The organism is Acerihabitans sp. TG2 (assembly GCF_035013185.1).
Taxonomy (GTDB): domain Bacteria; phylum Pseudomonadota; class Gammaproteobacteria; order Enterobacterales; family Enterobacteriaceae; genus Acerihabitans.
In genome coordinates this window covers 1-26,389 of sequence record NZ_JAYGJO010000019.1, presented here as the reverse complement: position 1 = coordinate 26,389, position 26,389 = coordinate 1, and the positions used below count along the sequence as shown (strand labels likewise).

Sequence of the window (26,389 nt, the reverse complement as noted above, 5' to 3'; positions counted from 1 at the left end):
GCGACGCAGTTCAACAACCACCCGGTGATCCCACTATAATCATCAATGCTGACGCTGATGGTGGGATCAGCGACACCGAATTAAACCGGCCAAAAGCCGCCGTCATAATGGAAAACCACCATGGCAGACGTTGTACTTCGCAATGTAGAGAAAGTCTATCCGAACGGATTTAACGCAGTAAAAGGGATTAACCTGACCATCAAAGAAGGTGAATTTATGGTTTTTGTTGGCCCTTCAGGCTGTGCCAAATCAACAACATTACGCATGATTGCCGGTCTGGAAGAGATAACCCATGGCGATATTATGATTGGCGCCAAACGGGTCAATGACCTGCCGCCTAAAGATCGTGGTATTGCCATGGTATTTCAAAACTATGCCCTTTACCCGCATATGTCGGCTTACGAGAATATGGCATTTGGCCTTAAGCAACAGAAGCTGAGCACCCATGAAATTGCCTGTCGAATCAAAGAAGCCGCTGAAACGCTAGAGATTACGCATCTGCTCAAAAACAAGCCAGGTGAAATGTCGGGGGGACAGCGTCAGCGTGTTGCGCTGGGTCGGGCCATGGTGCGCAAGCCCGAAGTTTTTCTGTTTGATGAGCCCTTATCAAACCTGGATGCCAAATTACGGGTATCAACCCGCGTGAGCATTGCACAGTTGCACCACAATCTAAAGGCCGAAGGACAGACGGCAACCATGATCTATGTGACGCATGATCAGGTGGAAGCGATGACACTCGGTGATCGCATCTGTGTGCTTGACCATGGACACATCGTTCAGGTTGATACGCCGATGAATCTTTATCAGTACCCGGCCAATAAATTCGTGGCGGGGTTTATTGGTTCGCCGGCAATGAACATGGTTGAAGCCACGGTTGAGCTAATGGGTAGCGCCACCTGCATGGCGCTTGAAAATGGTTGCAGACTGTTGCTGCCTGCGGATAAAGCAGCAAAAGTACAGGACTACATCGGCCGGCGCCTATGGTTGGGCTTGCGTCCAGAACACATCAGTGTGGCAGATAACCAATACGATGATGCCTTACAACAAAATATCGATATGCACACCATCACCTTGGTCGAGGCTATGGGCAATGAGCTCTATCTGTACTTTACGCTCGGCAAGGATAAGCTCGTATCACGTATCGCGTTTGACCCTCAGCGCATGGTCACCCGAGGTGAAAATAAACCGCTCCATTTTGATATGTCCCATTGCCACCTGTTTGATATTGAGACCGGGGAATCGCTACTGATTAAATAAACTTTTGATGATGTGACCTTCCCATTCCGTCACAAAACAGGGCATCAATTACAGTCTGGAACGTCGGAATGGACACCGATCATAATAATAAGCCATCATCCATTACACATAATAATCTCGGCAGCCCATTCGTCATAATGGGTTCGTAGCACACCATTACCAATACAATTTCCACACTTTGGTCAGGCGCATTAGCGCTTCCACATAAAAGTAGTCGCCCCAACTGCAACATTCGTCAACACCCTTGCCACCGTCCAAATGATAAACAGCATGTTTTAGCAGCCCGTTACCTGCATCCTTTTCCTCAGATAGGTAATGTTCCGTCAACGACAGCATGATGGACAGCGCCCTTTGTTCATAGGTCGCGCGATCCGGATCAGTCACCGGCAGGTGTTTTGCTAGTTCCAACAATCCGCACACTGCGATGGCCGCACCCGAACTGTCGCGATAAGCGTCCGTTCCCAGCAACGCCAAATCCCAGTGGCATACCTCATCTTCCGGCAGTCGATTAAGAAAGTAGTTTGCCAGCTTGGCTGACAAATCGACAAACTCACGATCGCCGGTATACGCGTAACTCAGCGCAAAACCATAAATACCCCATGCCTGCCCTCGCGCCCAGCATGAATCATCGGCGTAGCCCTGTTGCGTATTGCCATAACGCGCCGCGCCGGTGACGGTGTCCATATAATAGGTATGCCACGTTGACGCATCCGGCCTCACGAGGTAGCGAGCCGCCTGACGGACATGAGCCTTGGCCACGTCAGCAAAGCGGGGATTGCCGGTCTGTTCACTGGCCCAGAACAACAGTGGCAAATTCATATTGCAGTCAATAATCATTCTGCCAGCCTGTCCCGGCTCGCTCAGATCACCCCAAGCCTGGATGATGTTAGCTTTGGCATGAAAACGCTCCATCAGCGCGTCGGCAGCCAACAAGGCAAACCCACGCGCCTCGTGGTTTCCGGTCAGGCGCCAGGCAGCGACACAAGAAAGCGTATACAGAAAACCGAGATCATGCGTTTGTGTATCCTGCCGCCCGGCGATGCGCAGACCAAAAGAACGAACCTGTTTTTGTGCCGCAATGCGATATTTTTCCGCGCCGGTCATTTCCCACGCTAACCAAAGCTGGCCGGTCCAAAAGCTTGTCGTCCATTCCACATTTTCGGTGAGAGGATAAAATCCGTTAACACAGGTTTCTCCAGGAAAAGAATCGCCAAATTCAGCCAAATTACGATCGATAATTGTCGTAATGCGGGTGCTGGCAAACTGCAGAAGGCGATTGATTCTTTCACGATCGAAAGGCGTCGTATTTCTGTCCTGCAATAATTCTTTTTTTACGGTATTCAACATACTTCTTTCCTTTGGGTAAAGATCAGTTCATTAATTTTCCACAATTTTTTTTGCCATTTCCTATGGGTAAAGACAATAATATGTGATTGAATCGAGAAGCATGCAACGAGACTACCCGTATCAGAATTAGGGAAAACGTTAACCATGTCACACTAATTTATGATATTAAAAAGTTTGTTTGAATTTATATGAAATGGTGGTTTACGTTATAAAAATCCTTCCAAAATATTATAAAATATTGTCCTATGAAAGACTCAAGCCCAAACGACTTTCTGGAACTGGTTTCACTTAATGAACGCGCTGCAACCTTTAGCCGTTTACGGGCCAATTCGTTGCGCTATCACCACTGGCATCAGTGTCTGGAGATTTTATACATCGAACAGGGCTATGGTATTATTGCGGTTAATAACCAGCAATACACGATGCGCCCCGGAAGATTGTTTATTTTTCCACCGTTCAAATTGCATAAAGTCATGGTCGCCGAAGACCAAAACGACCGCTATCAGCGTACCATCATCCATGTAGATAACGTCGTTATCGCCCATTATCTCAGGGATTTCCCTCGTCATCAGACTCAACTGTTGCAGTTAAGCCATAGACAAAGTGAGGCGGCGGTGTACGATATCGCCGAGTTGCATCCTGTCATCGACGCTATTTTCACTAAATACAATGACATTCTTAATTTCGATAGCTGCAATCCGGAAAATATCTCCTGTCTACTGATCCAGCTATTGACCTTTTTACCGACCCAAAACGCCAATAGTGAGGTGCTTGATAGCTCCCTCTCCGCAAAAGTGATGCAATGGATTGAAGTTAATTATCAGGAAAAATTTAATCTGGACACGCTTTCACTGCATTTAGGACTCTCCAAAAGCTATGTATCCCGACGTTTTCATAAAGAGACCGGCGAACTTATCACTGAATATCTCTTAACCAGGCGCATCCGACTGGCCTGTGAATTATTACGGGACAGCAGGCTAAGTATACAGGGCATATCAGCTGAATCAGGATTTTCGGATACTGCCTATTTTATCAGCTCCTTTAAAAGAAGAATTGGCAAAACCCCATTGCAATACCGTAAAGGATACAAGTAATGTGTGTCTGGCACAGAGGTAACACTTACGTTCACCCTTATGATAGCTAAAACCTTACAGGACAATATTTTGTTGTTTTATCCTTTTTTATTATGAATCATTGTCCTTACCGTAATTCTTTTTCTGTTGTCATCACCGATTAGATGAAAAATGAGAGCTTGTTAACAAAACCAATCATTCTTTTAGTTTTATCTATGCCAATCAACTTGCAATCAAACCTACTTTTTACTTAGCAATATGCTAAAAAATAAGGCGTTATAATTACAACGCCTGATGTTCAGCATATACCAGAGGCGTTTTATGTTTTCAGACTATCTCGCACCAGACTGTGCTATTTCACAACGTCAGCAGGTTGTTAATTGCTTAAATGCCATGTTGGCATCGATAGACGTGTGTTTTACCGAGGGTGACAGTGGAATTTCCTTTGGACAAACGTGCGCGCACTACGACCGTAACATCGCCGAGATGGAAGGTCTTTCTCGTATTCTCTGGGGATTATTTCCACTACTGGCATCAGGCGAAGATTGCCCTTTTTGGCCTAAATACCTTAATGCCATTCGTCACGGCACGGACGCCTCGCATGCGGGCTATTGGGGTGAAACCGGCCCTTACGACCAGCGACTGGTTGAAATGGCGGTTTATGGTTTGGGACTTGCATTAATGAAGAACCGATTAACAGACCAATTCACCGAAACAGAAAAACTCAATCTACATCACTGGCTGAATCAAATCAGCACGGCGGAAATGCCGGATAGCAACTGGAATTATTTTGCCATTTTGGTTCAAGTCGGATTTAAGCAGGCCGGACTACCCTACGATCCAGAAATAATAAATATGCGTTTTAACAAAATGGAAGCCTATTACTTGGGCAACGGCTGGTACTCAGATGGTCTGGGTCGGCCGAAAGATTATTATATCTCAATGGCTTTTCATTACTACGGTTTGATCTACGCAACGCTGATGGCTCAAGAGGATCCACAGCGCTCTCTAGAACTGCGTAACCGGGCCAAACGCTTTGCCGAAGATTTTATTTATATGTTTTCCAGTGAGGGACCGGCCATTCCTTTTGGCCGCAGCCTGACCTACCGTTTTGCCGAGTCAGCATTTTGGAGCGCCGCGGCCTTTGCCGGTTTGGATATATTATCTCCGGGAGAAATGAAAGGTATCGTTTTGCGCCATCTGCGTTGGTGGCTTAAACAGCCTATATTCGATCGTGATGGTATTCTGACTATCGGCTACGCCTACCCCAATTTGATTATGGCGGAGGACTATAACTCCCCAGGTTCACCCTATTGGGCCTTCAAACTCTTTCTTATACTGGCGTTGCCGGATACCCACCCGTTTTGGCAAGCGGAGGAAGCAGCTCTGCCGTCTTTACTCCCCCGGCGCAAGGTGGCCGAAGCCAATCAGATTTTATGCCACGAGCAAGGAACGGTCCATGCCTATATGCTGACTTCCGGCCAAATAGAATTGAATAACTATGTCAATACGGAAGCAAAATACACCAAATTTGCCTATTCCAGCCATTTGGGTTTTACCCTTGAACGAGGTCGTTTCGGTCTAAAACATGCCGCATGCGATTCCATGCTGCTGCTAAGCGAAGGCGACGACTACTATCGCGGGCGCAGAGAGTGCACCGACGTCATCACCGAAGAGGACGCTATCTTTTCGCGTTGGGCCCCTTGGACAGATGTCAACATCGCCACCTGGCTTGTTCCTTGGGATGGTTGGCATATTCGGGTTCATCGCATAAAGACTGACCGAACGCTGGACACCGTTGAGGGTGGTTTTGCCGTTATGCATGGACCACAAACCATCGAGAAAACACAACAGCGCCGCTGCCGCCTGGAGGCAAACAACGGCACCAGCGTGATAGTGGATCTCAGCACTGAGACAATACGCAACGCGGATAAAATCATTACTCCGCCAAACAGCAATATTATGTTTGCCGAGTGCGCCACCATTCCGGTGCTGACACGTCGGCTGGAAACGGGCACCCACTGGCTGTGTTGTGCAGTGACGGCGCTTATTCCCCCATCAAACCAAGAAGCCCCACTACCTGAATTCATCATATCAGGTGACAGTGTGCGACTGATTCAGCAGCACCGGGAAATAACACTACTCATCCGTTAGTAGCAGCATGCGGATAATTATGATCTATAGCGTCGAGGTGTAAATGAAAACGATCACTGCTGAAAACAAAGTGAGTTATTACAAAATGAGTTCAATTATTTTTCTCTATTTTTTCACCTGGTCAGCCAGCGTCGGCTTGCTGGCCTTATGGCTGGGGGAAAAATCAGGGCTATCAGGATCGGTTATCGGCACCGTCTTTGCTGTAAATGGTATTTTTGCCGTCATGATGAAACCGATATACGGCTACATCATGGATAAAATTGGCATGAATAAAGCATTGCTCTATTTTATTGTTGTCATGTCGGCCCTGATGGCACCTTTTTTTATTTATGTCTATCAACCGCTGTTATTAAGCCATCTCATGCTGGGAATTATTGTAGGGGCCATTTATTTAAGTTTTGCCTGGTATGCTGGCGTGGCCGCCTGCGAATCCTACGCCGACCGTTTCAGCCGTATTAACGGCCTGGAATTCGGCCAGGTGCGCATGTGGGGCTCTTTGGGTTGGGCTGTCGCCGCCGCATTCTCCGGCGTACTATTCAATATTTCACCCGCTTATAATTTTATATTGGGAAGCGGCGCATCGGTCATTATGTTGGTGGTTTTGCTAAGCCTGAAGGTGAATACCGCTACCACCGAGGCCAGCCAGGTTATTGCTCAAGATAAAATCGTCTTTGCCGATGTCATCGCGCTGCTGAAAAACCCCAAATTTTGGGCATTCTGTCTCTATGTGGCTGGCGTTGCCTGGATGATGTTTATTGCTGAACAGCAATTTTCACGTTTTTTTGTGACCTTTTTTCCCACTAAGGAACAGGGAAATGCCGTCTATGGCTATCTCAGTACCGTACAGTCGGGACTTGAGTTCCTGATGTATATGATAATTCCTTTTATCGTTAACACCATTGGCGCAAAAAAAGGATTGCTGTTTGTCGGCCTATTGGTGGGTCTACGCCTGATTGCTTCGGGGTTGTGCGATAGCCATCTCATTATCTCTGTAATCAAACCACTGTATGGACTGGAACAATCTTTACTACTGGTTTCAGTATTTAAATATATTGCTGAGCATTTTAATAAAAAGGTCAACTCGACGATGTATCTGCTCGGATACCAAGCGATGATTTATGTGGGTTCTATCGTCATCTCGTCACCAGCAGGCTATTTGTATGATCGCATCGGCTTTGAACATACTTATATTATCATGGGTGTTATTGCCTTGACGTTCACACTGATATCAGTATTTACGCTCTCTGCGTGTCACAGCACTAGGCATCCGACCATTAATAATGTTGCGAATAATAGTTAAGTCGAAAACCTACGCACAGGCAAACAACTATCTGGATAAGAATTATTTGATGATAAGATAATAGTACACAGGGGAACGCTTGATCAATTAAAACACAGTTACAATGAATTAGAAGGGTGGTATCCTTTTTTCCATGTCACTCCTGCATTTACTATTCTTCCTGCTTTTATTGTTACCTCAATGAATGCAGGTTCGAGTGTGTCTCCTTATGTTGACTTTAATTATAAGTTTACCCCTGATTTTAATGTTACCATTACCGTTAAACCAAATGAAACGCATTTTTTTTGGGTGATCAAGACGGGATCGTACCCTATAGCCCCTTGGCGCGAGGGGTGCTCAGTGGTAAATATTCCATTGATGCGCCACCACCAGCGGAAAGCCGCGCCGGCCGTGGCGACAAACGTATTCAACAAACCGAATGGCGCAAAGAGTCCATCGGCATTGCCCACAAAATTGCTGCCCATGCGGCCAGTCGAGGTACCACCTCCATTGCTTTTGCCCTGTCATGGGTATTGAATAATCGTTTTATCACCGCAACCATCGCCGGGCCTCGGACCGAGCAGCAATGGGACGGCTATATCGACGCGCTGAGTTATAAGATAACACCTGAAGACGAGCAGTTTATCAACCAACTGGTGATACCAGGTCATAGCTCAACACCGGGGTACACCGACCCGAACTATCCGGTTGAAGGGCGTCTTACGCGTTGAGGTTAATCACCAGGCGATGTGAACTTATTGCCAGCCCAACGGTGTCAGCACCAGGCAGTGATGTCGCCAGAGTATTGTTTGCAGCCCAGAGAAATGCTTTACTGCTGTTATAGGCATTAGTTTTTAAAGGACGCCACATGATCTGGCTCATACTGGCGACATTGGTTGTCGTATTTATTATCGGTTTTCGTATATTGAATTCCGACGCCCGCCGAGCGTCTCAGGCGCTGACCCATCGGCTGAACATCGAGCCGCTTTATGTGGAATCCATGTTAAGCCAAATGGGAAAAATCCCAGGTGGTGAGTTTGTCAATTATTTGTTGCATAACAGCGAATCACATATTGGTAACGCGGCCAGCGTGCTGCTGATCTATCAAACCTTTATTATTGACGATGAGGAACAGAACCTGGTGTTTTGGCAATCTTTACTGCGGAAGGCCCGGCTACCCAGTGAGTTGACGCCAACACATACACGTATGGCCTTGTCATTTTTACGTGAACTAGAACCGGAAGCTGAAGAACTCAGCGCTTTTCGACAACGTTATAATGCGTTATTTACCGTTGAACCTGAACTAGCCCCTGTCCCCAAAAGCAATGTGTATTATCTGGATGGTTTTACGCCGAAAAATTAAGTCACCCATTCTGTGCCGCATCATGTGAGACCAGTGAACTACGCCCCCTGATCAGGGCAACCCTGCCCTACCATAAACTGCCTGAATCTGCGCGAGTTGATTTTCAAACATGGCTCGCGATTCGGCAGTGTTCCTCTGTCCTCCCGTGCAAAATGGCGCTTTATTTTGCACAAAAAATAATAAACAGAACGATGATCACGTTAAATTGAAACAATGTTTCTATAATAATGACTGCGTATTTGCTGAAGCACAAAACTCAGGCAAATGAATTCCACTTTTTTATGAAAAGGATCTGGTCAATGGCAAAAGGTCAAGTCATTACCCTGTCGTATTATACCTATATTGATACCACTACTGGTGCACAAGTGACCAGGCTAACGCCGCCGGATATCACCTGCCATCGCAACTACTTTTACCAAAAATGTTTTAGCCGTGACGGGAGTAAGCTGCTATTTAGCGGGTCCTTTGATGGGCCGTGGAACTATTATCTGCTGGATATTCCTCGGCGAGAAGCAACACAGTTAACCGAGGGGCTTGGTGACAATACCTTTGGCGGTTTCCTGTCGCCAGACGATAGCGCCCTATTTTATGTGAAGGACGGACGTAAGCTGGTGCGAGTCGATCTACTGACCTTGAACGAAACGGTAGTATACCAGGTACCGGACGAATGGGTCGGTTATGGTACCTGGGTGGCAAATTCCACCTGCGATCATATGGTCGGCATCGAAATCAAACAGCAAGATTGGCAGCCGCTAACTGACTGGCAAAAATTCCACGATTTTTACTTTACCGAACCCTGCTGCCGGTTAGTCAAAGTTAACCTGACCAACGGACAGGCGACCACCATTCTGCAGGAGAATCGCTGGCTGGGTCATCCGCTGTACCGCCCCTTTGATGATAATACCGTGGCCTTTTGCCATGAGGGGCCCCATGATCTGGTGGATGCACGGATGTGGCTTATTAATGCCGACGGCAGTCAATTGCGCAAGGTGAAAACCCACGCCGCCGGCGAAAGCTGTACCCATGAATTCTGGGTGCCAGACGGCTCGGCATTGGTCTATGTCTCTTATATGAAGGGCAGTACCGAACGTTATATTTGTCGTGCCGATCCGTTAACCTTGGAAAATCAGCGGATTACCGTGATGCCTGCCTGCTCTCATCTGATGAGCAATTACGACGGCTCACTGATGGTTGGTGATGGGTCCAATGCTCCGGTGGACGTGCAGGACAATGGTGGTTATGACATTGCCAATGATCCGTTTTTATATTTATTTGATATTAAGAACGGGACACAACGGCCGATTGCCCGACATGACACGTCTTGGGCTGTACTTGACGGTGACCGGCAGGTGACCCATCCTCATCCGTCTTTTACTCCGGACGATCGGCAAGTGTTATTTACCTCTGATATGCACGGCAAACCGGCTCTCTATCTGGCGAGTTTGCAGGATGGCAACAACGCTTAATCCCCCACGTTAAACAGGCCTGCCGGCGACGATAGTGTCCGGCAGGCTCGATACAATACCGCATACCGCATACCGCATACCGCATACCGCTGGGTAACGTACCCACAATCCAGGTCCATACAACACCCGTTGTCATGCTCTGCTCATTATTATGCTTCACATCACTGCGCGAAAAAAAGCAGTACCTCGAAATAGTAAAAAAGGGAAAGGCTGCACCGATGACAGCCGTTTCCCTGGTATATTGACAATTAAGATTCAGTTAATACCCGATTAGGTTTATTCCATTAGAAACTATATTGTACACCTGCCCGGAAACGAGTCTGGCGTTCATCCGTGGTTTTACTGCCGGAAACATTACCGACCTGAACATAAGGTGTCCAATTTTTATCCCACTTATAGGCTAGTTTGACATCGTGGGTCCAGTCATACTTTTCTTTATTGGATAAAATTTCGTCCTCTGAACGTTTATATTCCACTTCATAGGTCACTGAATAATTTTTTAAGAATTTATAACCAAGGTCCGCAGTCAGTGCATAACCCTTTTCATCAGTTTTAGTTTCACTAGGCTGGTTGCGTTTAAAATAGGGGCGATAACGTAATGAGGCAGAAAGATCGTTGGTAATATTAACCTTGCCTCGTAAATAAGGTCGATAATTATTGGATTCAGAGGAAGATTCTAACGAAAAGCCGGGTTCCAGTTGGAAGGTGTCGTTGAATTTATACACATAACTGGCCACGACTTCCGTACCGTCACTGGTCTGTTCATGGTAGGGTTTATTAGGTGTAGAGTCAGAACTGTGTTGGCGCCATTTACCTTCCAGTGACAAGCCAAAACCATTGGCAAATCGATTGGAAATCGACAAACGATCTTTATGATCTGACTTACTGGTATCCTTCATCTCATGCCGATAATCAATTGTGGTTGCAGCGGCACTAAAACTCATGGCACAGGCCACGGCCAGAATCGTAACTTTTAATTTCATTTTGATATCCCAGAGTTATTAATTGGTCAAAAAAACTATGTGCATTCAGGTACGCCATAGATATGACTATAGCGTCCTGTTGCTTTATTGAACGTCTCTTTATAAGGACGTTATTATTCAATAAAATTTTTCATGAAGTATATATCTGGCATTGAATAAATTAAACAAACATAAAATAATTTTATCATCACCCTGTATTTTCCCACTATTGCGCTAATGGCAACATAGGTTCATACAATATAATATACATTTTTCGTTTTACTTCATCATCTCATTGCGCGTTTGAGTATACGGTCCCCCTGTTTATTGAAATATTCTGCCGCCTCGGCAACACTTTTTTGTCCATAATCGATTGATTGCAACACGTCTCCGAATAATGACACGATTTGTGGATCGTCAAAATAAGGTGATGTTTTCATTTCATGTGGCAAACTTAATGCAAGGTTCAGCCCAGACACTGCGGGATCTTCATCTTTGATAACCCCACTGGCCCGCAACTGCTTAACCGCTGCAGCGCTTAAAGGTACGCCACGTTCCAGGCCAAGTGCATCGATACCTTCTTTGCTGTTTAGCAAAAAGTTAATCAGCATGGCACTTTCTTTCGGGTGTTTGGTAGATTTCCCAATTGATAGCATTTGTGCTGGTTTGAAAAACAGTCCAGCATCTTTCGCACCCGGCAACATCGGATAAGGCCCGAGCACCAGCTTGGCGGGTTTGGTCAAATTATCCGAATACTTGGTGATGGTGGAATTCCACATATAAGTTCCCCCCCACTCACCATTGATCCAGGGTTTCATTTCATACATATTGCTTTTGCCAAATGAGGCATAATATTTGGTAGACGGCATCACATGACTGTCAACCATTTTTTTATACAAGGTAAAAAGCTCTACCCATTGTTTCTCGCTGTAGGCGAATTTTTTATGTTTTTCATCAACCGCCTGCGTATTATATTTCTGTGTCATATAAGAGCGCAATAGTGCCAAGGTATCTTGATGCTCAAGAATAATAGGATAGTATTCTTCACCCAGTTTTTTCTTAAACACGTCACCGGCGGAAATCAACTGGTCCCAGGTATTGGGATAACTTAATCCTGACTTGGCCCAGGTCTGGTCATTAAAATAAAATACCCGAGCGGTCACCGAAATAGGAATACCATTCAATTTGCCATTTACCGTAGTTTGCTGCAATTCTTTAGGAGCAAACTGCCCTAGGTCCAGGCTATCCTTGACCTTATAAAGATCATAGAACCCATTCCCATCTTTGGAAAAAATCGGCAACCAATTCCAGTTGGTTTGCATCACATCTGGCTCGGTATTGCCTGCAATCTGTGTGGTCAGGCGGGAAAGATGCCCATCCCAGCCGGTATACTCGGCTTTAACATTGATATTAGGATAAAGCTTGTGGAATTCATCAAGCGCTTTCAGTGTCACTTGGTGGCGACCATTGCCTCCCCACCATGACATGCGCAGATTGACCTGATCCTGTGCCATGGACTGACACGAGAAAACCATCGCAGAGGCAATCAGTGTCGTTAGGATTGCTTTTTTCATTAGTACTACTCCTGTTAGAGAGAGATATTTTTTTCTGTTTTTGCATCAAAAATATGGCATTTATCCATATCGAACTGGAAATACACCGTCTGGTGTAAACCTTCGCTGATGATGGCCTGCGCTTCATCGGACGGCAAACGGCAGGTCAATTCAAAATCATCAACTTTAATGTACAAGAAGAACTCATGTCCCATATTCTCCATGCGGACGAGTTCACCTTGAGAATGATTTTCGGCAAACGGCGTCAACGACACATGAATAAACTCCGGCCGCACACCAAAGAAGACCTGCTGTCCGCAATAGGACTCCACTTTGGTTTGCTGTTCTGGGCTTAATATCAACACATAGTGCCCTACCGTCAGGCCGATTTGCCCTGCGGTTTTCTTAAGTGTGCTGGGTTTGATATTCATTTCCGGTGAACCGATAAATCCGGCGACAAACATATTGGCCGGATAGTGATAAAGATTATCCGGCGTATCAACCTGCATGATATGGCCCAGTTTCATCACGCAGATACGATCCCCCATGGTCATGGCTTCCGTCTGATCGTGAGTGACATATACGGTGGTCGCCGCCTTGCCGCTGCTTTTCAGATGTTTATGCAAATCAGAAATGCGGATCCGCATTGAGGCACGCAGCTTGGCATCCAAATTGGACAAGGGTTCGTCAAAAAGAAAAACATCGGGTTTTTTTACAATGGCACGGCCAACCGCGACACGCTGAGCCTGACCGCCGGAAAGCTGACGCGGTAAACGATCGAGCAGATCGTCGAGTTCGAGTATTTTCGCCGCCTCAGCGACCTGTTCTTCAATCTCTTTTTTGGGCAAGCGACTTAATTTAAGGCCGAACGCCAAATTTTCTCGCACCGTCATATGAGGGTATAAAGCATAATTTTGAAATACCATCGCGATGCCACGAGATTTTGGCGCCAGGTTATTCACGACCCGCTCACCGATACGCACTTCACCGTCACTGATGGTTTCAAGACCGGCCAACATACGTAACGTGGTGGACTTAGCGCAGCCAGACGGGCCTACGATCACCATGAACTCACCATCGCGAATGGTCAAATCGATGCCATGTACTGCCCTGAATCCGTTGGAGTACACTTTTCCTAATTTACTAAAAATAACCTCAGCCATGATATAACCTCAATTAACCTTTAATTCCGCTGCTGGTGACACCCTGTACGAAGTAGCGCTGGGCCAGGAAGAAAACAATGATAGATGGCATGATTGAGATGCTGGCCATCGCCAGAATTTCATTCCAAGGAGCCCCTTCAGTGACATCGATTGACATTTTAAGGGCCAGTGCGATGGGATATTTATCGACGCTGTAAACATAGATCAGCGGCCCGATAAAGTCGTTCATGGACCACATAAACTGGAATAACGCTACTGAAATAATCGCCGGTTTTAAAATTGGCACGACCACATACCACAATACCTGAAATGAATTACAACCATCGATTTGTGCTGCTTCCTCCATATCCCGAGGTACACCGCGTAAAAACTGAATCAGCATAAAGACAAAGAACCCCTGAGTAGCAAATGCTAATGGCAAATACAGCGGCAGATAGCTATTAAGCATTCCCATTTCCCGGAACATAATGTACTGCGGGATAAGCAATACCGTACTGGGTAATAGCATGGTGGTAATCAGCGTAGTAAACCAGAATTTCTTCCAGGGAATTTCAAACCGCGCAAAACCATAAGCCACTATGGTAGAGGAAATAATGGTCAGCAATACCTTGGGTATGACGTATTTAAACGTATTTACCATATAGTGGCCGAAATTGTATTCGGTACCGGTCTTCCAACCGTTCACAAAACCTTCGCGAGTACCATGCTGAGGCCACAATCCTAGAGTAGTAAAAATTTCGTTATTAGGTTTAAATGCTGCTGAGAACATCCACAACAATGGATAAAGCATCATCAACCCGACAACAATCAGTATAATATAGCGTATCAACGCATTGATTTTTTCTTTGCGCAGCGTACGTTTGATTTCCATTTCCGCGTCGCCATCCACCCTGGCTGCTTTATTATTTATATTATGTTGTATATCACTCATTTTTCCCTCCCTTATCGGCAGAGTAGAAAACCCAGTATTTGGAGGATTTAAAAGCAACAGAGGCAAACACCGCAACCACCAAGAATAATATCCACGCCAGCGCGGCACCATAACCCATATCGAAGTACTTAAACGCCGTATCGTATATATATAACGAGAAGAGATAAGTATAGTGCGTCGGCCCACCACCGGTAATCACATAGGGTGCCGTAAATTCCTGAAACGCTTGTGTAGTCTGCATGATAAAGTTAAAGAAAATCACCGGGGTAATCAGTGGAACCGTGACCTTCATAAACATTTGCCATTTGGAGGCACCATCGATCATCGCCGCTTCATATTGCGATTGCGGCACATTTTGCAATGCTGCCAAAAAAATGACCATGGCGGAACCAAACTGCCATACTCGAAGCAACGTCACAGAGGTCAACGCCAGAGCTGGCTCGCCAAGCCAATTAACCGGGTCAAAACCTAATACGCCAATAAAGCCATTTAACAACCCATCAATGGCAAACAAGGCACGCCATAACACGGCAATCGCCACGCTACTGCCTAGTATTGAAGGGATATAAAAAGCCGTGCGGAAAAGACCGATACCGCGCAATTTAAAATTAAGCACAAAAGCTATACCCAGGGCAAAGGCCAGCTTTAGCGGAATTGTCAGGAAAACATAGGCAAACGTTACCCACATTGATGTCCAGAACAGGTCATCTTCTAACAACATATGACGATAATTTTCTATCCCGTTGAATACCGGCGGATTCATTAGGTCATAGTCGGTAAAACTCAGAAAAAACGATGATACAAAAGGGAAAGCCGTAAACACTAGCAGCCCTATGATATAGGGTGATATATAGGCTAACCCCAACATTCGATTCTCATTCATCACGCTTACCTATTTTAACTACATGAAATGAACTCGTTTACACAAATAAAAAACTCATTAACAGCATTGCTACACTTAACATCCCACCACCGTGCCAGCACTTTTAGTGGGTTCTACCCCCACCCAGACCCTTGTGATTTCAGCCCTTCGCTTAAGTAACCCACCGATTTACCCGGGAGTAGCACTTACTCGAACCTGCTGGCCGGATCGCCTGTCGTTGCCACCAGTGTGCTGACCAAAACTCACTTCCGACTTCAAGCAAATGGAATATTGTTTCAATATAAGTTTTATTTTAGCATCCGTCATCGACCACTTGATAAAAGTGTGATCAAGATAGAAACGTTGTTTTAATTTTTTTAAATAAACAGGTCAGTTTGCGTTTTGCAGCAAAATTTTCATAAGTTTATGATTTGGATCTCAATTATTTGTGTTTTTTTTATGCATAGTGCGGAAGAAAATTGAAGCTGGGTTAACTACATGTGTTCGTGAGGCGTTAGATTTGGTATGAGAAGCCTCATTCACCGGCGTAACAACAGATAATAATATGACATGATGTGTTGTTAGTCATATTTTGTTGCATATTTTTTACGCAATTCTAACGCTATTTTGCTGCACTCAGCGCTGCACCTGCTTACTGTCGTCCAGCCGGTCTTAACGTGGTGCCGACAACCATGGGAGACAACGGACAGCATGATTGAAACAAAATAGGGATATCGGAGTAAACCATAAGGAACGATAATATCACCATGGCATGGCTTGTGACGCAGGATATGGAATAAAAATGCTCGTGTTAGCCTTGGGGTATTATTGGCAAAGTACCACCTGAATCTTTGACTTGCCCAAGAACGCGGCCCATGGGTTATGACCATGGGCCGCAGACAACCTGGGCTGACTTCTTTGCAATTTAGACCAATGTGGCCGATGTTATACTGTGATCAACGGATAGATATTCGCCTCTATCTTATTGATAAACAACCGCCGGCACTCTCCCACAGGCAGCGTCAGCGCCAAGGTTTTCCACGCCGGCCGGTATTTTCCGCAGACGGTAAAAACGATATCAATACGTTCATCATCGCACTGCAAATCCCAGTGCAACCAAAGAGCATCATCGTTCTTCCAACCTGATGTCTCGCCATCATCGTCAAACAACATACCCGTACTCTCACCACGCCCTTTAGGCGGAAAAAGCTTTAATTCACGTTGATCATCCTGTGCGGCATCAACATAATTGAGACGCTGAGACAACGGTAGTGCGGCGCCAGCGCGGACCAATAAGGGCAGTCGTTCCAACGGCGCGTCCAGCACAATGGTCTGCCCCCCCTGGTACCATTTACCGTCATAAAAGTCGTACCAGCCGTAACTATTTTGAGGTAAATAAACCTGCCGCCGTCGTTCTCCCGGTTCGACCACACTGGCAACCAGCAGGTCGCGCCCTAACATAAAATCATCAGTTTCTGTGAAGGTGGTTTCATCGTGCTCATGATCGAGGAACGTTGGGCGCAGCATAGGTTCATCATCAGCACATGCCTGCCATAAGAGCGTATAAAAATAGGGTAATAGCCGGTAGCGCAACGCGATAACATCCCGGATCGCCGCCGTTGTCGCTGGATACATCCACGGCTCATTTACCGTGTTATCATCATTCCATGAATGAATGGTAAAACGCGGATGCATTGCCCCGTTCTGCACCCAGCGGACAAAAAGCTCGGCATCAGGCTTAACGCCGGAAAATCCCCCGGTGTCATGGCCGACATTGAACAACCCTGACAAACTCATTCCCAAACCCATGCGTATGTTATAGCGCAGCGTTTGCCAGTTGGTGCGATTATCCCCACTCCATGTTTGCGCGTAGCGTTGCATGCCTGCGCACCCGGAACGTGATATCAGATAGGGGCGTAGTTGCGGTGCGAAGCGCCGCTGAGCCTCCATTGACGCACGCATCATTAATAATGGCATCACTGGACGAATATATTTAATGGGGATATCTTCGCCAAAACCATGGCAGAGAGCATCATCGTCCCAAATTTCATATTCGTTATTATCATTCCAGGTAGCATCAATACCCATTTCCAGTAATTGCACGGTAACATTATCCTGCCACCATTGAATGGCGGCAGGATTAGTAAAGTCCAGATGTGAACCTTCGTCGTCCCAAAAGCAGGAACGTTCAGGACCATTACCCTCTGAATTACGGATAAACAATCCTTGTTCCGCAACCTGCGAATAACGCGGATGATCCTGTAATAAACAGGGCTTAACATTGGCAGCCAGTTTTATTCCGGCAGCATGAAAAGCGCGAGACAGAGCTTGTGGTTGCGGTATTTTGTCGTAATTCCAGTTAAAAACGTAACGTTTATCGTTGATGGACGTATAGCCTGATGACAGTTGGAAGGAATCACAGGGAATTTCATGTTGTCGGCACAGCGCAATAAACTTCATCAACTGCAGCTGCGCGTCAGGCGCATCGGTGTAATGCATAGTGGAACCGCTATAACCTAGACTCCATTTTGGACCAAACAGGGTTTTCCCAGTGAGGCGCACCATTGTTTTGGTTACATCGAGAATCCGGGGGCCTAAAAACAGGTAATAATCTACATCTCCGGCTTCAGCTTGATAGCGTCGGTAAGGAAGGTGGTAATTATCAATTTCATTGCCCAGATCCAACCAACAGTTGCTCAGGTTGTCATAAAACAGGCCAAAGCTGACCGACGAACTGTGGGTAATAGTGAAAGGAATGTGTTTGTAAAGCGGATCGGTTGACGCGGCGTTGTACCCCATCGCATCGAGATTACGCATCTCAAAACGCCGGCCGCTGCGATTGAGATCGCCGGTTTTTTCACCCAGCCCGTAGTAATGCTCACCGGCAAACCGGCGCTGATAATGGGCGATACTTTCACCTTTGCCGCTAAGCAAATAGGCGCTAGTCGGCCGGTCCGAGGCTAACATGCACCATTGCCCCTGCGCATCACGGTATTCCCACTCTAACCACAGGGGCTGATGTACCGTGACTCTCAGCAGATCAGTGCTCAAGGTCAACCCTTGCGTGTGTTGTTCAAGTTGAAAGTCCGGCAGGCTGAATCCTGCAACGCTTTCACGTTCACGCCCTTGCCAGGGCACGTCTTGCTGCGGCGCAATGCTCCAGGTGCGATTGAGCGCCAATTTACCGTTTCGTTTAATCAACACACGAAACAGCGTAGGTTCCAGAACATACAATCGCAAGATATGATGATTATCCACCAACAGTTCAATGTAGTTGGCCGTTTGTTGCTGCAAGACCCAATTTTTTAAAGTTTTCATAGCGCATCTATTTCCTTTAATATCTGCGAGCATCGTCCAATTCGTTGCCGCTGATGATAGTGTTTTTTCATTATTTAGTGACCCGAGAGCCGCTGCGCTCGGCAATAAAGGCCACCATAAATAGGGCACCAATAAGGTCAAAACAGGCCATGGCAATAAACAGCGGGTTATAGCCAATTTTGTCAGCGGTGAGACCAATTAATATTGAAAACAGGAAACTAGCGATCCAGGCTGCAGAGCCCCGCATGCCGTTAACCGTCGCCATGTTATTTTTTTCAAATGACTCCACCACCAGTGCGCTGAGCATGCAAGAAATCATCTGATGACCAAAGCCGCCCACGGAAATCAAGGCAATCGCCAGATAGGGATTGGGGGTAATCGTCACTAATGCTAACGAAAGCATCATAAAAGCGCCGGTTACCGAACTGGCTATCACTGAATTTATACGACTAGAGCCAAATAGGTGGCCATAGAGGCGAGCTAAATAACCGCTGGCAATACTGCCCAGATCAGCGGCAAAAAAGGGTAACCAGGCAAACATGGCAATATGTTTCAGGTCCATGCCGCGTTCAGTTGCCAGATAGAGCGGTACCCAAAAACTCAGAACCGCCCAGGCGGGTTCGGCCATAAACGCCGGAATAGCAATACCGTAAAATCGTTTATTACGGCCAATCGTAAGTAGCGTCTTAAAAAAAGGTTGTTTGGCAACGTCCGGCTCATGGTCCTGTTTAATTAACCTCAACTCATTTTTGCTGAGGTTTGGATGTTTTTCCGGTGTCTGAAATAATAACCACCATAGCAGAACCCAGATCATTGCCAACCCACCGGAAAAGATAAACGCGCCTTGCCAACCCAAATAACTGTGCGCCACCACGATGATGGGCGGTGCCAACATCGCACCGATTGAAAAACCCACACCGGCCCAACCGGCGGCGATCGGACGTTCTTTTTTGGGAAACCATTCTCCCAGCGTTTTAGCCGTGGCGGGCGTAGCGACCGCTTCCGCCCCACCCATAAAAAAACGCAATACGGCTAATTGGATCCAATTGGCGGCACCAGCATGCAGCATACACATCAATGCCCAGAGCCCTGCGCAGATCAGAACACCCATCTTCAAACCAATGACATCAATAAGCCAACCGCAAAGAGGTTGAAAAAGGGTATAAGCTAATTGAAAAGCACCCACAATCCATGAATATTGTTCAGTGGTCATAGATAAACTGGTTTTTAATTCAGGTGCAAGAATACCCAGTGAATTTCGAGTAATATAATTTACCGTAACACCCAATAAAAATAATGCCAGCATCCACCAACGCAGATATTTTACTTTACGCTTTCCATTTACCCGCTCAGGCAGTTGATTCAATTCCAGACTCATATTTCCTCCACAAGGGAAATCGCCGAATAAACTTAAGAAAAGGTTAACCTCATAGCCATACTGATCGGCACAGGTTATCCATACTCGAAGTTTTACTGCGAATTTATTTTTTAATAAAAATTATTAAGTCATTTATTTTTGATAGATAATTGGCCTGTTATTAAATGCTCCGTGGCACTTTTTGTAGACTAAACGAATTAAGATGTAATGGAATCCCCTTTGTTGCAAAAATTTTCACGCCATGTGGATTACCGTGTTAAATTTGTTTTTGAGACAGCGAAATAGGTCAAGTTAGCGCCATGAGAATTTTTTCATCGGTAAATTTGAAGGAGATCACAAAATGAATGGAAAGTTAAAAATCCGCGAAATTGCGCTGCAAACGGGGCTTTCCATCAGTACGGTTTCCCGTGTATTGGCGGGTAAAGCCAACACCAGTGAACGGGCAAAACAGAAAATTCTGGACTGCGCCCGTCAGGAGGGGATATTGGAACATATGTCCACCGGCCGTCTGTTACTCAATAGTCTAGTGGTCTTTGCCCCACAGCGAGCCTTTGACGCACGTTCCGATATTTTTTATTTCAAGGTCATCCAGGGCATAGCGCAGGCCCTGTCTCCCCATGAGGTGCGATTGCGTTATTGTGCTATCGAGGAAGAGAACAGCAATACAACTCTGTTTATGGAAAAAATGAACGATCCCGCCACCGAGGCGGCGATGCTAGTGGGCATTGACGATCCCCAGATCTATAGATTAGCGGCAAATATCGGCAAGCCTTGTATCCTTATCAATTGTCGCGATCGACGAATGCAATTGCCGGGTGTTTTGCCTGATCATCAACTTATTGGACGGTTCTCGGCACAGTATTTATTTGAGCAAGGTCATCGTAGAATACTTTCCATCCTGTGTCTGCGTCGCTACACCATGGAACTACGCCTTAACGGTATCCGCGAAGCCTGGCAAGAATGTAATCTGGAATTTGATGAGTCACTGCATCTCATCACCACTCAGGGTTTTGGCACGACCGAGACGGAACAATGTCTGGCTGGGTATTTAAGGCAATGCCCGGAACACAAGCGGCCCACGGCCATTCTTGCGGGCGGAGATTATATGGCCCAAGGCGCAGTTAACGCCCTAACCAGGTTCGGTTTACAGGTTCCCCATGACATCTCGATCATGAGTATGGATGGTTTCGATGCCACTGCCGACCATCAGGTTCCCTTCACCTCGGTTCAAGTTCCCTGCTGCGAGTTGGGCATGGAGGCGGTTAGACTATTACAACAAAGGCTGATGCGGCCAAATATGATATCAAGAACGCTTTTACTTAACGGCGGGTTGATCCTGCGGAACTCTGTTCGACGAATTAATACCCACAAAATAACGCCCGTTACGCGAGAATTCGGGTTATATGATGAGTGAGGCGGCACGAATGGATCCTCCCCCGGATACCTGAGTCTGACGTATTCAACAACACTGCTTCATGAACTGAAATTGTGCCGACTGCATGATAAAGACTTCCATAGCATAAAATAGTGGGTATATGATGATTTTTTGGTATGAAAACAGTGGGCGGTAGAATGCGTTTAAGTCAGGTAGTGCGAAGTGGTCCAGGTCAGTATATTTGTGAAGCGGGCGCCCTGCGTTATTTACCGGAAAAATTAACCGTTTTTAGTCAACCTTACATCATCGGGGGTGAGCACTCTCTGGCCGCCCTGCGGTCATTTATGCCAACCTCGTTGGATATTCCAGTGCTGATGTATGACGGTACTGCCAGTCATGAGGATATGCAACGACTGGCCGGGCTGGCAAAAACTGCAGATGTGATTATCGGCGTTGGCGGCGGTCGGGCGTTGGATACGGCTAAAGGCACCGCCGAGTTGCTGAACGTGGAATACATTACCATTCCGACCATCATGGGGACTTGCTCGGCCTATACCCCGCTTTCCGCCGTATATTATCCCAATCATCAGTTTAAATCGGTGGATTACTATCACCGGTCGGCGTATCTGGTGTTATTGGATTTGTCCTTGCTTGTCGCTTCACCAAGAGACTATTTTGTGGGCGGTATTGGCGACACGTTGGCCAAATGGTATGAAGCTGAAGCCATCACCCGCCATTACGACAGCCAGCAGCTATCCATTATGGTCAGAATGGGGCTGTCAGCGGCGAAAGAAACCCGGGATACCTTACTTGACGATACCAAAGCGGCACTGGTGGACATGGATGCCGCGACGGTAACACCCGCCTTCCAGCGGGTGGCCGAAGCGGTGATCGCGGTTGCCGGTATGGTGGGGGGATGTGGTGGAGAATATGGCCGCATGGCGGGCGCACACGCAATTCATAACGCCATGAGTTATCTGCCGGAAACCCATGACGTGTTGCATGGGGTCAAAGTGGCTTACGGTATTTTGGTGCAATTGGTGGCCACCGGGGATATGGAGGAAGTGGCAAAACTCATGCCGTTTTATAAAAACAATGGTTTTCCCTACAGCTTCAGTTCGTTGGGTATTACCACGGACGCAAGTCAAGCAGCCCGCGGCCTGGCCGAGTTTGCTGCGCGCGATAGCGAAACCTTCCGACTGGCGGTGCCTAACGTCCAGGCTGAACAAATAGCCATTGCCATTAGCACGCTGGAACACCTCACCAACACCCGCACCGAGTAGCAAATATAACATTTGATCGCATTAACCCTGTCACAGTATTGGCTATGTCAGGGTTAACGCAACATTAGCTGATAGATCCAGCCAATCCTATGTCTTACAGCATCATGCCGGTTACGAACGCACAACCGCCTTCACTTCCATCACGCTATGGATAGCCGCTTCCAATTCGTTAATTTCGAATTTAGCCACATAAGCATCAGCGCCAACCTTGCGGACATGATCCTCATTCGCGCTACCGGATAATGAAGAATGGATAATCACCGGGATATTTTTCAAGAATTCATCGCGTTTGATATTCAACGTCAAGGTAAAACCATCCATCTCCGGCATTTCCAAATCGGTTAACACAAACGAGATTTTATCCGAAATAGGCTTACCCTCAGCTTTGGCTTCTTCCGCCAATTCACAGATTTTTTTCCACGCCTGCAGCCCGGTAACATGCATCGAAGCAGGAATTTTCATAATTTCCAGCCCTTGTTCGAGCATCAAACGGGCAACCTTGGAATCTTCAGCCACGATGGCCACCGTACCCGGTTTCAGATTGAAGGCTCTCGATTTCTCTTCATCCATTTGGACAAGACTATTGGCAGGAATGATGTCATATAAAATTTGTTCAACGTCCAGCACCAGTGCCAATCGGTTACTGGCTTTATCATTATCCAGACGGGCAATACTGGTGATATTGCGACTTTTCACGCCAGATTCAGCGGCCAGTACCTGGCTCCATTCGAGACGAACGATATCGTCAACGGATTCGACGGCAAAGGCTTGGGTACTGCGTGCATATTCGGTTACCAGCAGAATATTTAAGCCGGTTTTTGGCACACAACCTACCACCGCTGGCAGATCGATTACGGCGATGATTTCCCCGCGGATATTGGCCATGCCCATCATTGGTGACACCATGCCAGCGACTTTGGTTAACGAAGGCATTGGCACAATTTCACGAAGCTTAAATACGTTGATGCCGTACAACTCGGATTGTTGTTCTGACGGAGGTGTGCCCAAACGGAACAACAACAGCTCTAACCTGTTCGATGAAGTAAGATTTGTTCTCTCATCAATCTCTTTTTGAAAATTGTCCATGCTTTCCCCAAATACGAATACTGATTGATGTACGGTAACAAGGCGTTGTTAATGATTCGGAAAATAAGGAATACGATCCTACTATCCCCGACATGCTCTCAGTTACAGGTGTGTTGGCTTTCCTCGTTCACCCCAACGACTCAGTAAGCGCTTGGAGGTTGACTTTACCGCCGCCATCCTGCCACTCGAATTATTTAGGGTATAAGCACTACTGACACTGTTATCGGCCGCCGGTCGAAAATACTTAGACGTTCATCGTATTATCAACGGATAATTTATCATCAGGATACTATTGGAAACACGGTCTAACCGGGTTGAGTAACACCCATCCCCACAACCCGCGGTTCAATCAACCAAATTCTGGTGACCTGCCACCCTAGGTACATCGGCATATCACCACTGGCACGCGTACCCCTGCTGTGGCCGCACCACCCTTGGCTGGAAGTCGCTCAACCCCGGCTGCGCGGAAATTGGATCCGGCAGATCTCTCGAAGACAAAAGACAAATCTGGTGGAGAATGCGGCCAAAACAATCCCGTCCCGGGAGGTCGTTATCTCATGTCCAGCACGTTAACAACTAGATTCACCAATGGACACTGTTTTAACGCAAATCCTTCAATTTCACCTTCAATTACTAACAGTTCATGCTCATATAAAATAGTAAGCTGTAGCCCAAGAAATTCTCGCCTGAACCCATGACAAAACATTTGATCTGCACAGGTTTGATTGGCATGATTATCGTGGGATTGACTAAATTGTATCAATAATACTTAGCTATCCCTGAGCAATGGATTGCTATTACGCGCCAATGCGTTGATGAGAAACAAACCCTTACGTTTCCAGGTGAAAAAATGAAAGCAATTGTTATCTGTCGAGACAATATCGGTGATCTGATTTTAGCTACGCCTTTAATAACAACCTTAGCCGAAGAGCTACATTATCAAGTCGATGTTTTAGCCAATAGTTACAATGCAGCAGCGCTTGAAGGCAATTACAATGTTTCAAAAGTTTATATTTACAGCAAATTGCACCATCGTTTGGCGAATGAATCAGTAATGACGCTTATCATACAACGGTTAAAGGTCATTTGGTCAGTACGCAAAGAACGCTACGATGTCATCATTATTGGTAAAGGTCAGTGGGATAAACGCATATTACAATGGATCAGATTGGCCAAGGCGAAAAAAGTCATTGCCTTAGGCGACAAGAAAAACCCCCACATTACCGATCTCGTCACTGTACCTAAGGACGTGACTGAACATTTAGTCAAACGATTTCATCGTTTGCTTAGCCCTTTATGTATCAATAGCTTACCGGGAAAACTGTGCCTTTATGCCAACCCGATAAAAGTACGTGAGATGCGTACGTTATATGAAATTGATCGTAACCCTACCATTTTTGCTCTACAAATTAGTTCAAGAAAAATATTGCAACGCTGGCAAGCCGCACACTTTGTTTCTTTGGCTCATCGCATTGCTGCGGCCTATTCCTGTAAGTTGATATTATTGTGGTCACCCGGTGTAGCCAATAATCCCAGGCATCCGGGGGATGATGCCAATGCGCTGCTCATCACTTCTTTGTGCCAGGATTTGCCAATGGTTCCCATACAAACCAGTACCTTGGAAGATTTGATGGCCGCTGTCTCGTTATGTGATTATTTCATTACCAGCGATGGGGGTGCCATGCACATTGCCGCCGGACTTGGCAAACCTATCGTTGCGCTATTTGGTAATAGCGACCCGGAAGTTTGGGCACCATGGAAAGTGACCCATGAAATTTTACAGGCAGAAAACCATGATGTTGGATCGCTTGATGTCGATACTGTTTTCGCTGCGGTCCAGCGTTTGAAACAACGTACTGAAGCACAACCCGCGTTAGATTGTATTGATACCCATCGACCTACTGCGCGAATTATTTAGGCTAAATGCTGGTCATCTGTAGAACTACAGTTGCGTTGACTTAATTCCTGCAATTAGAGATCTGCTGGCTATAATGTTGTTGCCAGCATATGAAAACGAGACAACAAATAGCTTATTTTTTCCCACTACATTGAAACTCAACCGTGACATAGGTGATGTTGCAGGCTATTTCCGACTGCCTAATGCATTCCGGTATGGTCTTGTCTGCTTGACTGACCCCGCTATATCCCCAGGAATTGCACTTAGCCAACGCTATGTGTCTGCCAGCGGTTAAATTGACTATCGGTTTTTCATAAACCCGATATCCGTACGCTACTTTGACCACACCATCGGTCTTATCCCCTCCGACAAAAGTCATTTTTTTATGGCTTACACATCCGGCCAAAAGCGCGACGAACAAAAGCAATAAGGTTGGTTTTAATATCATTTTTTTCTCATTCTTAAGCTAGACTGCGCATTATAATAATCGATTTTGATTTAAAAAAGCGGATAGTCTGTGCTGTCATGACATATCTCAGCCCAATCGGAGCAAGACACTTTTTTTTCAGCACGCGTTGTTCATTGACGGTCATGGTGACGGTTGTTAATGTGGTACACGACTGCAAGAGTCGTACTTTGCGT

At 46.3% G+C, this 26,389-nt stretch carries 21 protein-coding genes and 1 pseudogene; 11 read left to right on the top strand and 11 right to left on the bottom strand.

Annotated features, from left to right (window positions below; genetic code table 11):
- The first annotated feature begins 120 nt into the window (after nucleotides 1–120).
- The gene (locus tag SJI19_RS16205; protein ID WP_323479310.1) at nucleotides 121–1,257 is read left to right on the top strand and encodes a sn-glycerol-3-phosphate ABC transporter ATP-binding protein UgpC; all 1,137 of its coding nucleotides are present in this window, start codon (nucleotides 121–123) and stop codon (nucleotides 1,255–1,257) included.
- Nucleotides 1,258–1,413: 156 nt separating this feature from the next.
- Here the strand turns inward: SJI19_RS16205 and SJI19_RS16200 are convergent, their stop codons facing one another.
- Nucleotides 1,414–2,604 (bottom strand): glycoside hydrolase family 88 protein, encoded by a 1,191-nt coding sequence (locus SJI19_RS16200; protein ID WP_323479309.1) that lies wholly within the window; start codon nucleotides 2,602–2,604, stop codon nucleotides 1,414–1,416.
- 245 nt (nucleotides 2,605–2,849) lie between these two features.
- On the opposite strand from SJI19_RS16200, the gene SJI19_RS16195 reads away from it, so the two are divergent.
- From SJI19_RS16195 to SJI19_RS16170, 7 genes and pseudogenes are all read left to right on the top strand, one after another.
- Complete coding sequence (locus tag SJI19_RS16195) at nucleotides 2,850–3,698, top strand: AraC family transcriptional regulator (RefSeq protein WP_323479308.1); 849 nt, start codon at nucleotides 2,850–2,852, stop codon at nucleotides 3,696–3,698.
- 300 nt (nucleotides 3,699–3,998) lie between these two features.
- Nucleotides 3,999–5,831, top strand: coding sequence for a DUF2264 domain-containing protein (locus SJI19_RS16190; RefSeq protein WP_323479307.1), 1,833 nt, complete (start codon nucleotides 3,999–4,001; stop codon nucleotides 5,829–5,831).
- 43 nt (nucleotides 5,832–5,874) lie between these two features.
- Nucleotides 5,875–7,131 (top strand): oligosaccharide MFS transporter, encoded by a 1,257-nt coding sequence (locus tag SJI19_RS16185; protein WP_323479306.1) that lies wholly within the window; start codon nucleotides 5,875–5,877, stop codon nucleotides 7,129–7,131.
- A gap of 57 nt (nucleotides 7,132–7,188) precedes the next feature.
- Nucleotides 7,189–7,386: pseudogene (locus tag SJI19_RS24880) on the top strand (oligogalacturonate-specific porin KdgM family protein); the annotation flags it as partial.
- A gap of 29 nt (nucleotides 7,387–7,415) precedes the next feature.
- Entirely contained in the window at nucleotides 7,416–7,841 is a 426-nt protein-coding gene (locus tag SJI19_RS16180) for an aldo/keto reductase (protein WP_323479305.1), read from the top strand.
- Nucleotides 7,842–7,978: 137 nt separating this feature from the next.
- The gene (locus tag SJI19_RS16175; protein WP_323479304.1) at nucleotides 7,979–8,473 is read left to right on the top strand and encodes a DUF1198 family protein; all 495 of its coding nucleotides are present in this window, start codon (nucleotides 7,979–7,981) and stop codon (nucleotides 8,471–8,473) included.
- Nucleotides 8,474–8,772: 299 nt separating this feature from the next.
- Nucleotides 8,773–9,939 (top strand): oligogalacturonate lyase family protein, encoded by a 1,167-nt coding sequence (locus SJI19_RS16170; protein WP_323479303.1) that lies wholly within the window; start codon nucleotides 8,773–8,775, stop codon nucleotides 9,937–9,939.
- Nucleotides 9,940–10,223: 284 nt separating this feature from the next.
- Here the strand turns inward: SJI19_RS16170 and SJI19_RS16165 are convergent, their stop codons facing one another.
- The 7 genes from SJI19_RS16165 to SJI19_RS16135 form a co-directional block, all read right to left on the bottom strand.
- A complete protein-coding gene (locus tag SJI19_RS16165; RefSeq protein WP_323479302.1) occupies nucleotides 10,224–10,922 on the bottom strand; it encodes an oligogalacturonate-specific porin KdgM family protein in 699 nt (232 codons plus the stop codon).
- Nucleotides 10,923–11,188: 266 nt separating this feature from the next.
- A complete protein-coding gene (locus SJI19_RS16160; protein WP_323479301.1) occupies nucleotides 11,189–12,475 on the bottom strand; it encodes an ABC transporter substrate-binding protein in 1,287 nt (428 codons plus the stop codon).
- Nucleotides 12,476–12,489: 14 nt separating this feature from the next.
- Nucleotides 12,490–13,617 carry an ABC transporter ATP-binding protein gene (locus SJI19_RS16155; RefSeq protein ID WP_323479300.1) on the bottom strand — a complete coding sequence of 376 codons (1,128 nt, stop codon included), beginning with the start codon at nucleotides 13,615–13,617 and terminating at the stop codon, nucleotides 12,490–12,492.
- 13 nt (nucleotides 13,618–13,630) lie between these two features.
- Nucleotides 13,631–14,548 carry a carbohydrate ABC transporter permease gene (locus SJI19_RS16150; protein ID WP_323479299.1) on the bottom strand — a complete coding sequence of 306 codons (918 nt, stop codon included), beginning with the start codon at nucleotides 14,546–14,548 and terminating at the stop codon, nucleotides 13,631–13,633.
- Nucleotides 14,541–15,431, bottom strand: a complete 891-nt coding sequence (locus SJI19_RS16145; protein WP_323479298.1) for a sugar ABC transporter permease — start codon at nucleotides 15,429–15,431, stop codon at nucleotides 14,541–14,543. Before SJI19_RS16145 ends, SJI19_RS16150 begins: the two co-directional genes overlap by 8 nt.
- Nucleotides 15,432–16,355: 924 nt before the next feature.
- The gene (locus SJI19_RS16140; protein WP_323479297.1) at nucleotides 16,356–18,728 is read right to left on the bottom strand and encodes a glycoside hydrolase family 31 protein; all 2,373 of its coding nucleotides are present in this window, start codon (nucleotides 18,726–18,728) and stop codon (nucleotides 16,356–16,358) included.
- Between the two features lie 70 nt (nucleotides 18,729–18,798).
- A complete protein-coding gene (locus SJI19_RS16135) occupies nucleotides 18,799–20,106 on the bottom strand; it encodes an MFS transporter (protein ID WP_323479296.1) in 1,308 nt (435 codons plus the stop codon).
- Between the two features lie 340 nt (nucleotides 20,107–20,446).
- On the opposite strand from SJI19_RS16135, the gene SJI19_RS16130 reads away from it, so the two are divergent.
- Both SJI19_RS16130 and SJI19_RS16125 read left to right on the top strand, forming a co-directional pair.
- Nucleotides 20,447–21,520: a LacI family DNA-binding transcriptional regulator gene (locus tag SJI19_RS16130; RefSeq protein WP_323479295.1), complete on the top strand. Its 1,074-nt coding sequence runs from the start codon at nucleotides 20,447–20,449 to the stop codon at nucleotides 21,518–21,520.
- 137 nt (nucleotides 21,521–21,657) lie between these two features.
- Nucleotides 21,658–22,764, top strand: a complete 1,107-nt coding sequence (locus tag SJI19_RS16125; protein WP_323479294.1) for an iron-containing alcohol dehydrogenase family protein — start codon at nucleotides 21,658–21,660, stop codon at nucleotides 22,762–22,764.
- A 111-nt stretch (nucleotides 22,765–22,875) separates the two neighbouring features.
- On the opposite strand, the gene SJI19_RS16120 is transcribed toward SJI19_RS16125, so the two are convergent.
- Nucleotides 22,876–23,850, bottom strand: coding sequence for a chemotaxis protein (locus tag SJI19_RS16120; protein ID WP_323479293.1), 975 nt, complete (start codon nucleotides 23,848–23,850; stop codon nucleotides 22,876–22,878).
- A gap of 850 nt (nucleotides 23,851–24,700) precedes the next feature.
- Between SJI19_RS16120 and SJI19_RS16115 the strand changes: the two genes are divergently transcribed.
- A complete protein-coding gene (locus SJI19_RS16115) occupies nucleotides 24,701–25,768 on the top strand; it encodes a glycosyltransferase family 9 protein (RefSeq protein WP_323479292.1) in 1,068 nt (355 codons plus the stop codon).
- A gap of 112 nt (nucleotides 25,769–25,880) precedes the next feature.
- On the opposite strand, the gene yecR is transcribed toward SJI19_RS16115, so the two are convergent.
- Both yecR and SJI19_RS16110 read right to left on the bottom strand, forming a co-directional pair.
- A complete protein-coding gene (gene yecR / locus SJI19_RS24875) occupies nucleotides 25,881–26,126 on the bottom strand; it encodes a YecR family lipoprotein (RefSeq protein ID WP_416347556.1) in 246 nt (81 codons plus the stop codon).
- 82 nt (nucleotides 26,127–26,208) lie between these two features.
- Nucleotides 26,209–26,389: hypothetical protein (locus SJI19_RS16110; protein WP_323479291.1), on the bottom strand; the 181-nt coding region annotated here is incomplete at its 5' end.

Coding starts and splice junctions, on each gene's coding strand:
- SJI19_RS16205 (WP_323479310.1), top strand. CDS start 121: ATGGCAGACGTTGTACTTCGCAATGTAGAGAAAGTCTATCCGAACGGA.
- SJI19_RS16200 (WP_323479309.1), bottom strand. CDS start 2,604: ATGTTGAATACCGTAAAAAAAGAATTATTGCAGGACAGAAATACGACG.
- SJI19_RS16195 (WP_323479308.1), top strand. CDS start 2,850: ATGAAAGACTCAAGCCCAAACGACTTTCTGGAACTGGTTTCACTTAAT.
- SJI19_RS16190 (WP_323479307.1), top strand. CDS start 3,999: ATGTTTTCAGACTATCTCGCACCAGACTGTGCTATTTCACAACGTCAG.
- SJI19_RS16185 (WP_323479306.1), top strand. CDS start 5,875: ATGAAAACGATCACTGCTGAAAACAAAGTGAGTTATTACAAAATGAGT.
- SJI19_RS16175 (WP_323479304.1), top strand. CDS start 7,979: ATGATCTGGCTCATACTGGCGACATTGGTTGTCGTATTTATTATCGGT.
- SJI19_RS16170 (WP_323479303.1), top strand. CDS start 8,773: ATGGCAAAAGGTCAAGTCATTACCCTGTCGTATTATACCTATATTGAT.
- SJI19_RS16165 (WP_323479302.1), bottom strand. CDS start 10,922: ATGAAATTAAAAGTTACGATTCTGGCCGTGGCCTGTGCCATGAGTTTT.
- SJI19_RS16160 (WP_323479301.1), bottom strand. CDS start 12,475: ATGAAAAAAGCAATCCTAACGACACTGATTGCCTCTGCGATGGTTTTC.
- SJI19_RS16155 (WP_323479300.1), bottom strand. CDS start 13,617: ATGGCTGAGGTTATTTTTAGTAAATTAGGAAAAGTGTACTCCAACGGA.
- SJI19_RS16150 (WP_323479299.1), bottom strand. CDS start 14,548: ATGAGTGATATACAACATAATATAAATAATAAAGCAGCCAGGGTGGAT.
- SJI19_RS16145 (WP_323479298.1), bottom strand. CDS start 15,431: ATGAATGAGAATCGAATGTTGGGGTTAGCCTATATATCACCCTATATC.
- SJI19_RS16140 (WP_323479297.1), bottom strand. CDS start 18,728: ATGAAAACTTTAAAAAATTGGGTCTTGCAGCAACAAACGGCCAACTAC.
- SJI19_RS16135 (WP_323479296.1), bottom strand. CDS start 20,106: ATGAGTCTGGAATTGAATCAACTGCCTGAGCGGGTAAATGGAAAGCGT.
- SJI19_RS16130 (WP_323479295.1), top strand. CDS start 20,447: ATGAATGGAAAGTTAAAAATCCGCGAAATTGCGCTGCAAACGGGGCTT.
- SJI19_RS16125 (WP_323479294.1), top strand. CDS start 21,658: ATGAAAACAGTGGGCGGTAGAATGCGTTTAAGTCAGGTAGTGCGAAGT.
- SJI19_RS16120 (WP_323479293.1), bottom strand. CDS start 23,850: ATGGACAATTTTCAAAAAGAGATTGATGAGAGAACAAATCTTACTTCA.
- SJI19_RS16115 (WP_323479292.1), top strand. CDS start 24,701: ATGAAAGCAATTGTTATCTGTCGAGACAATATCGGTGATCTGATTTTA.
- yecR (WP_416347556.1), bottom strand. CDS start 26,126: ATGACTTTTGTCGGAGGGGATAAGACCGATGGTGTGGTCAAAGTAGCG.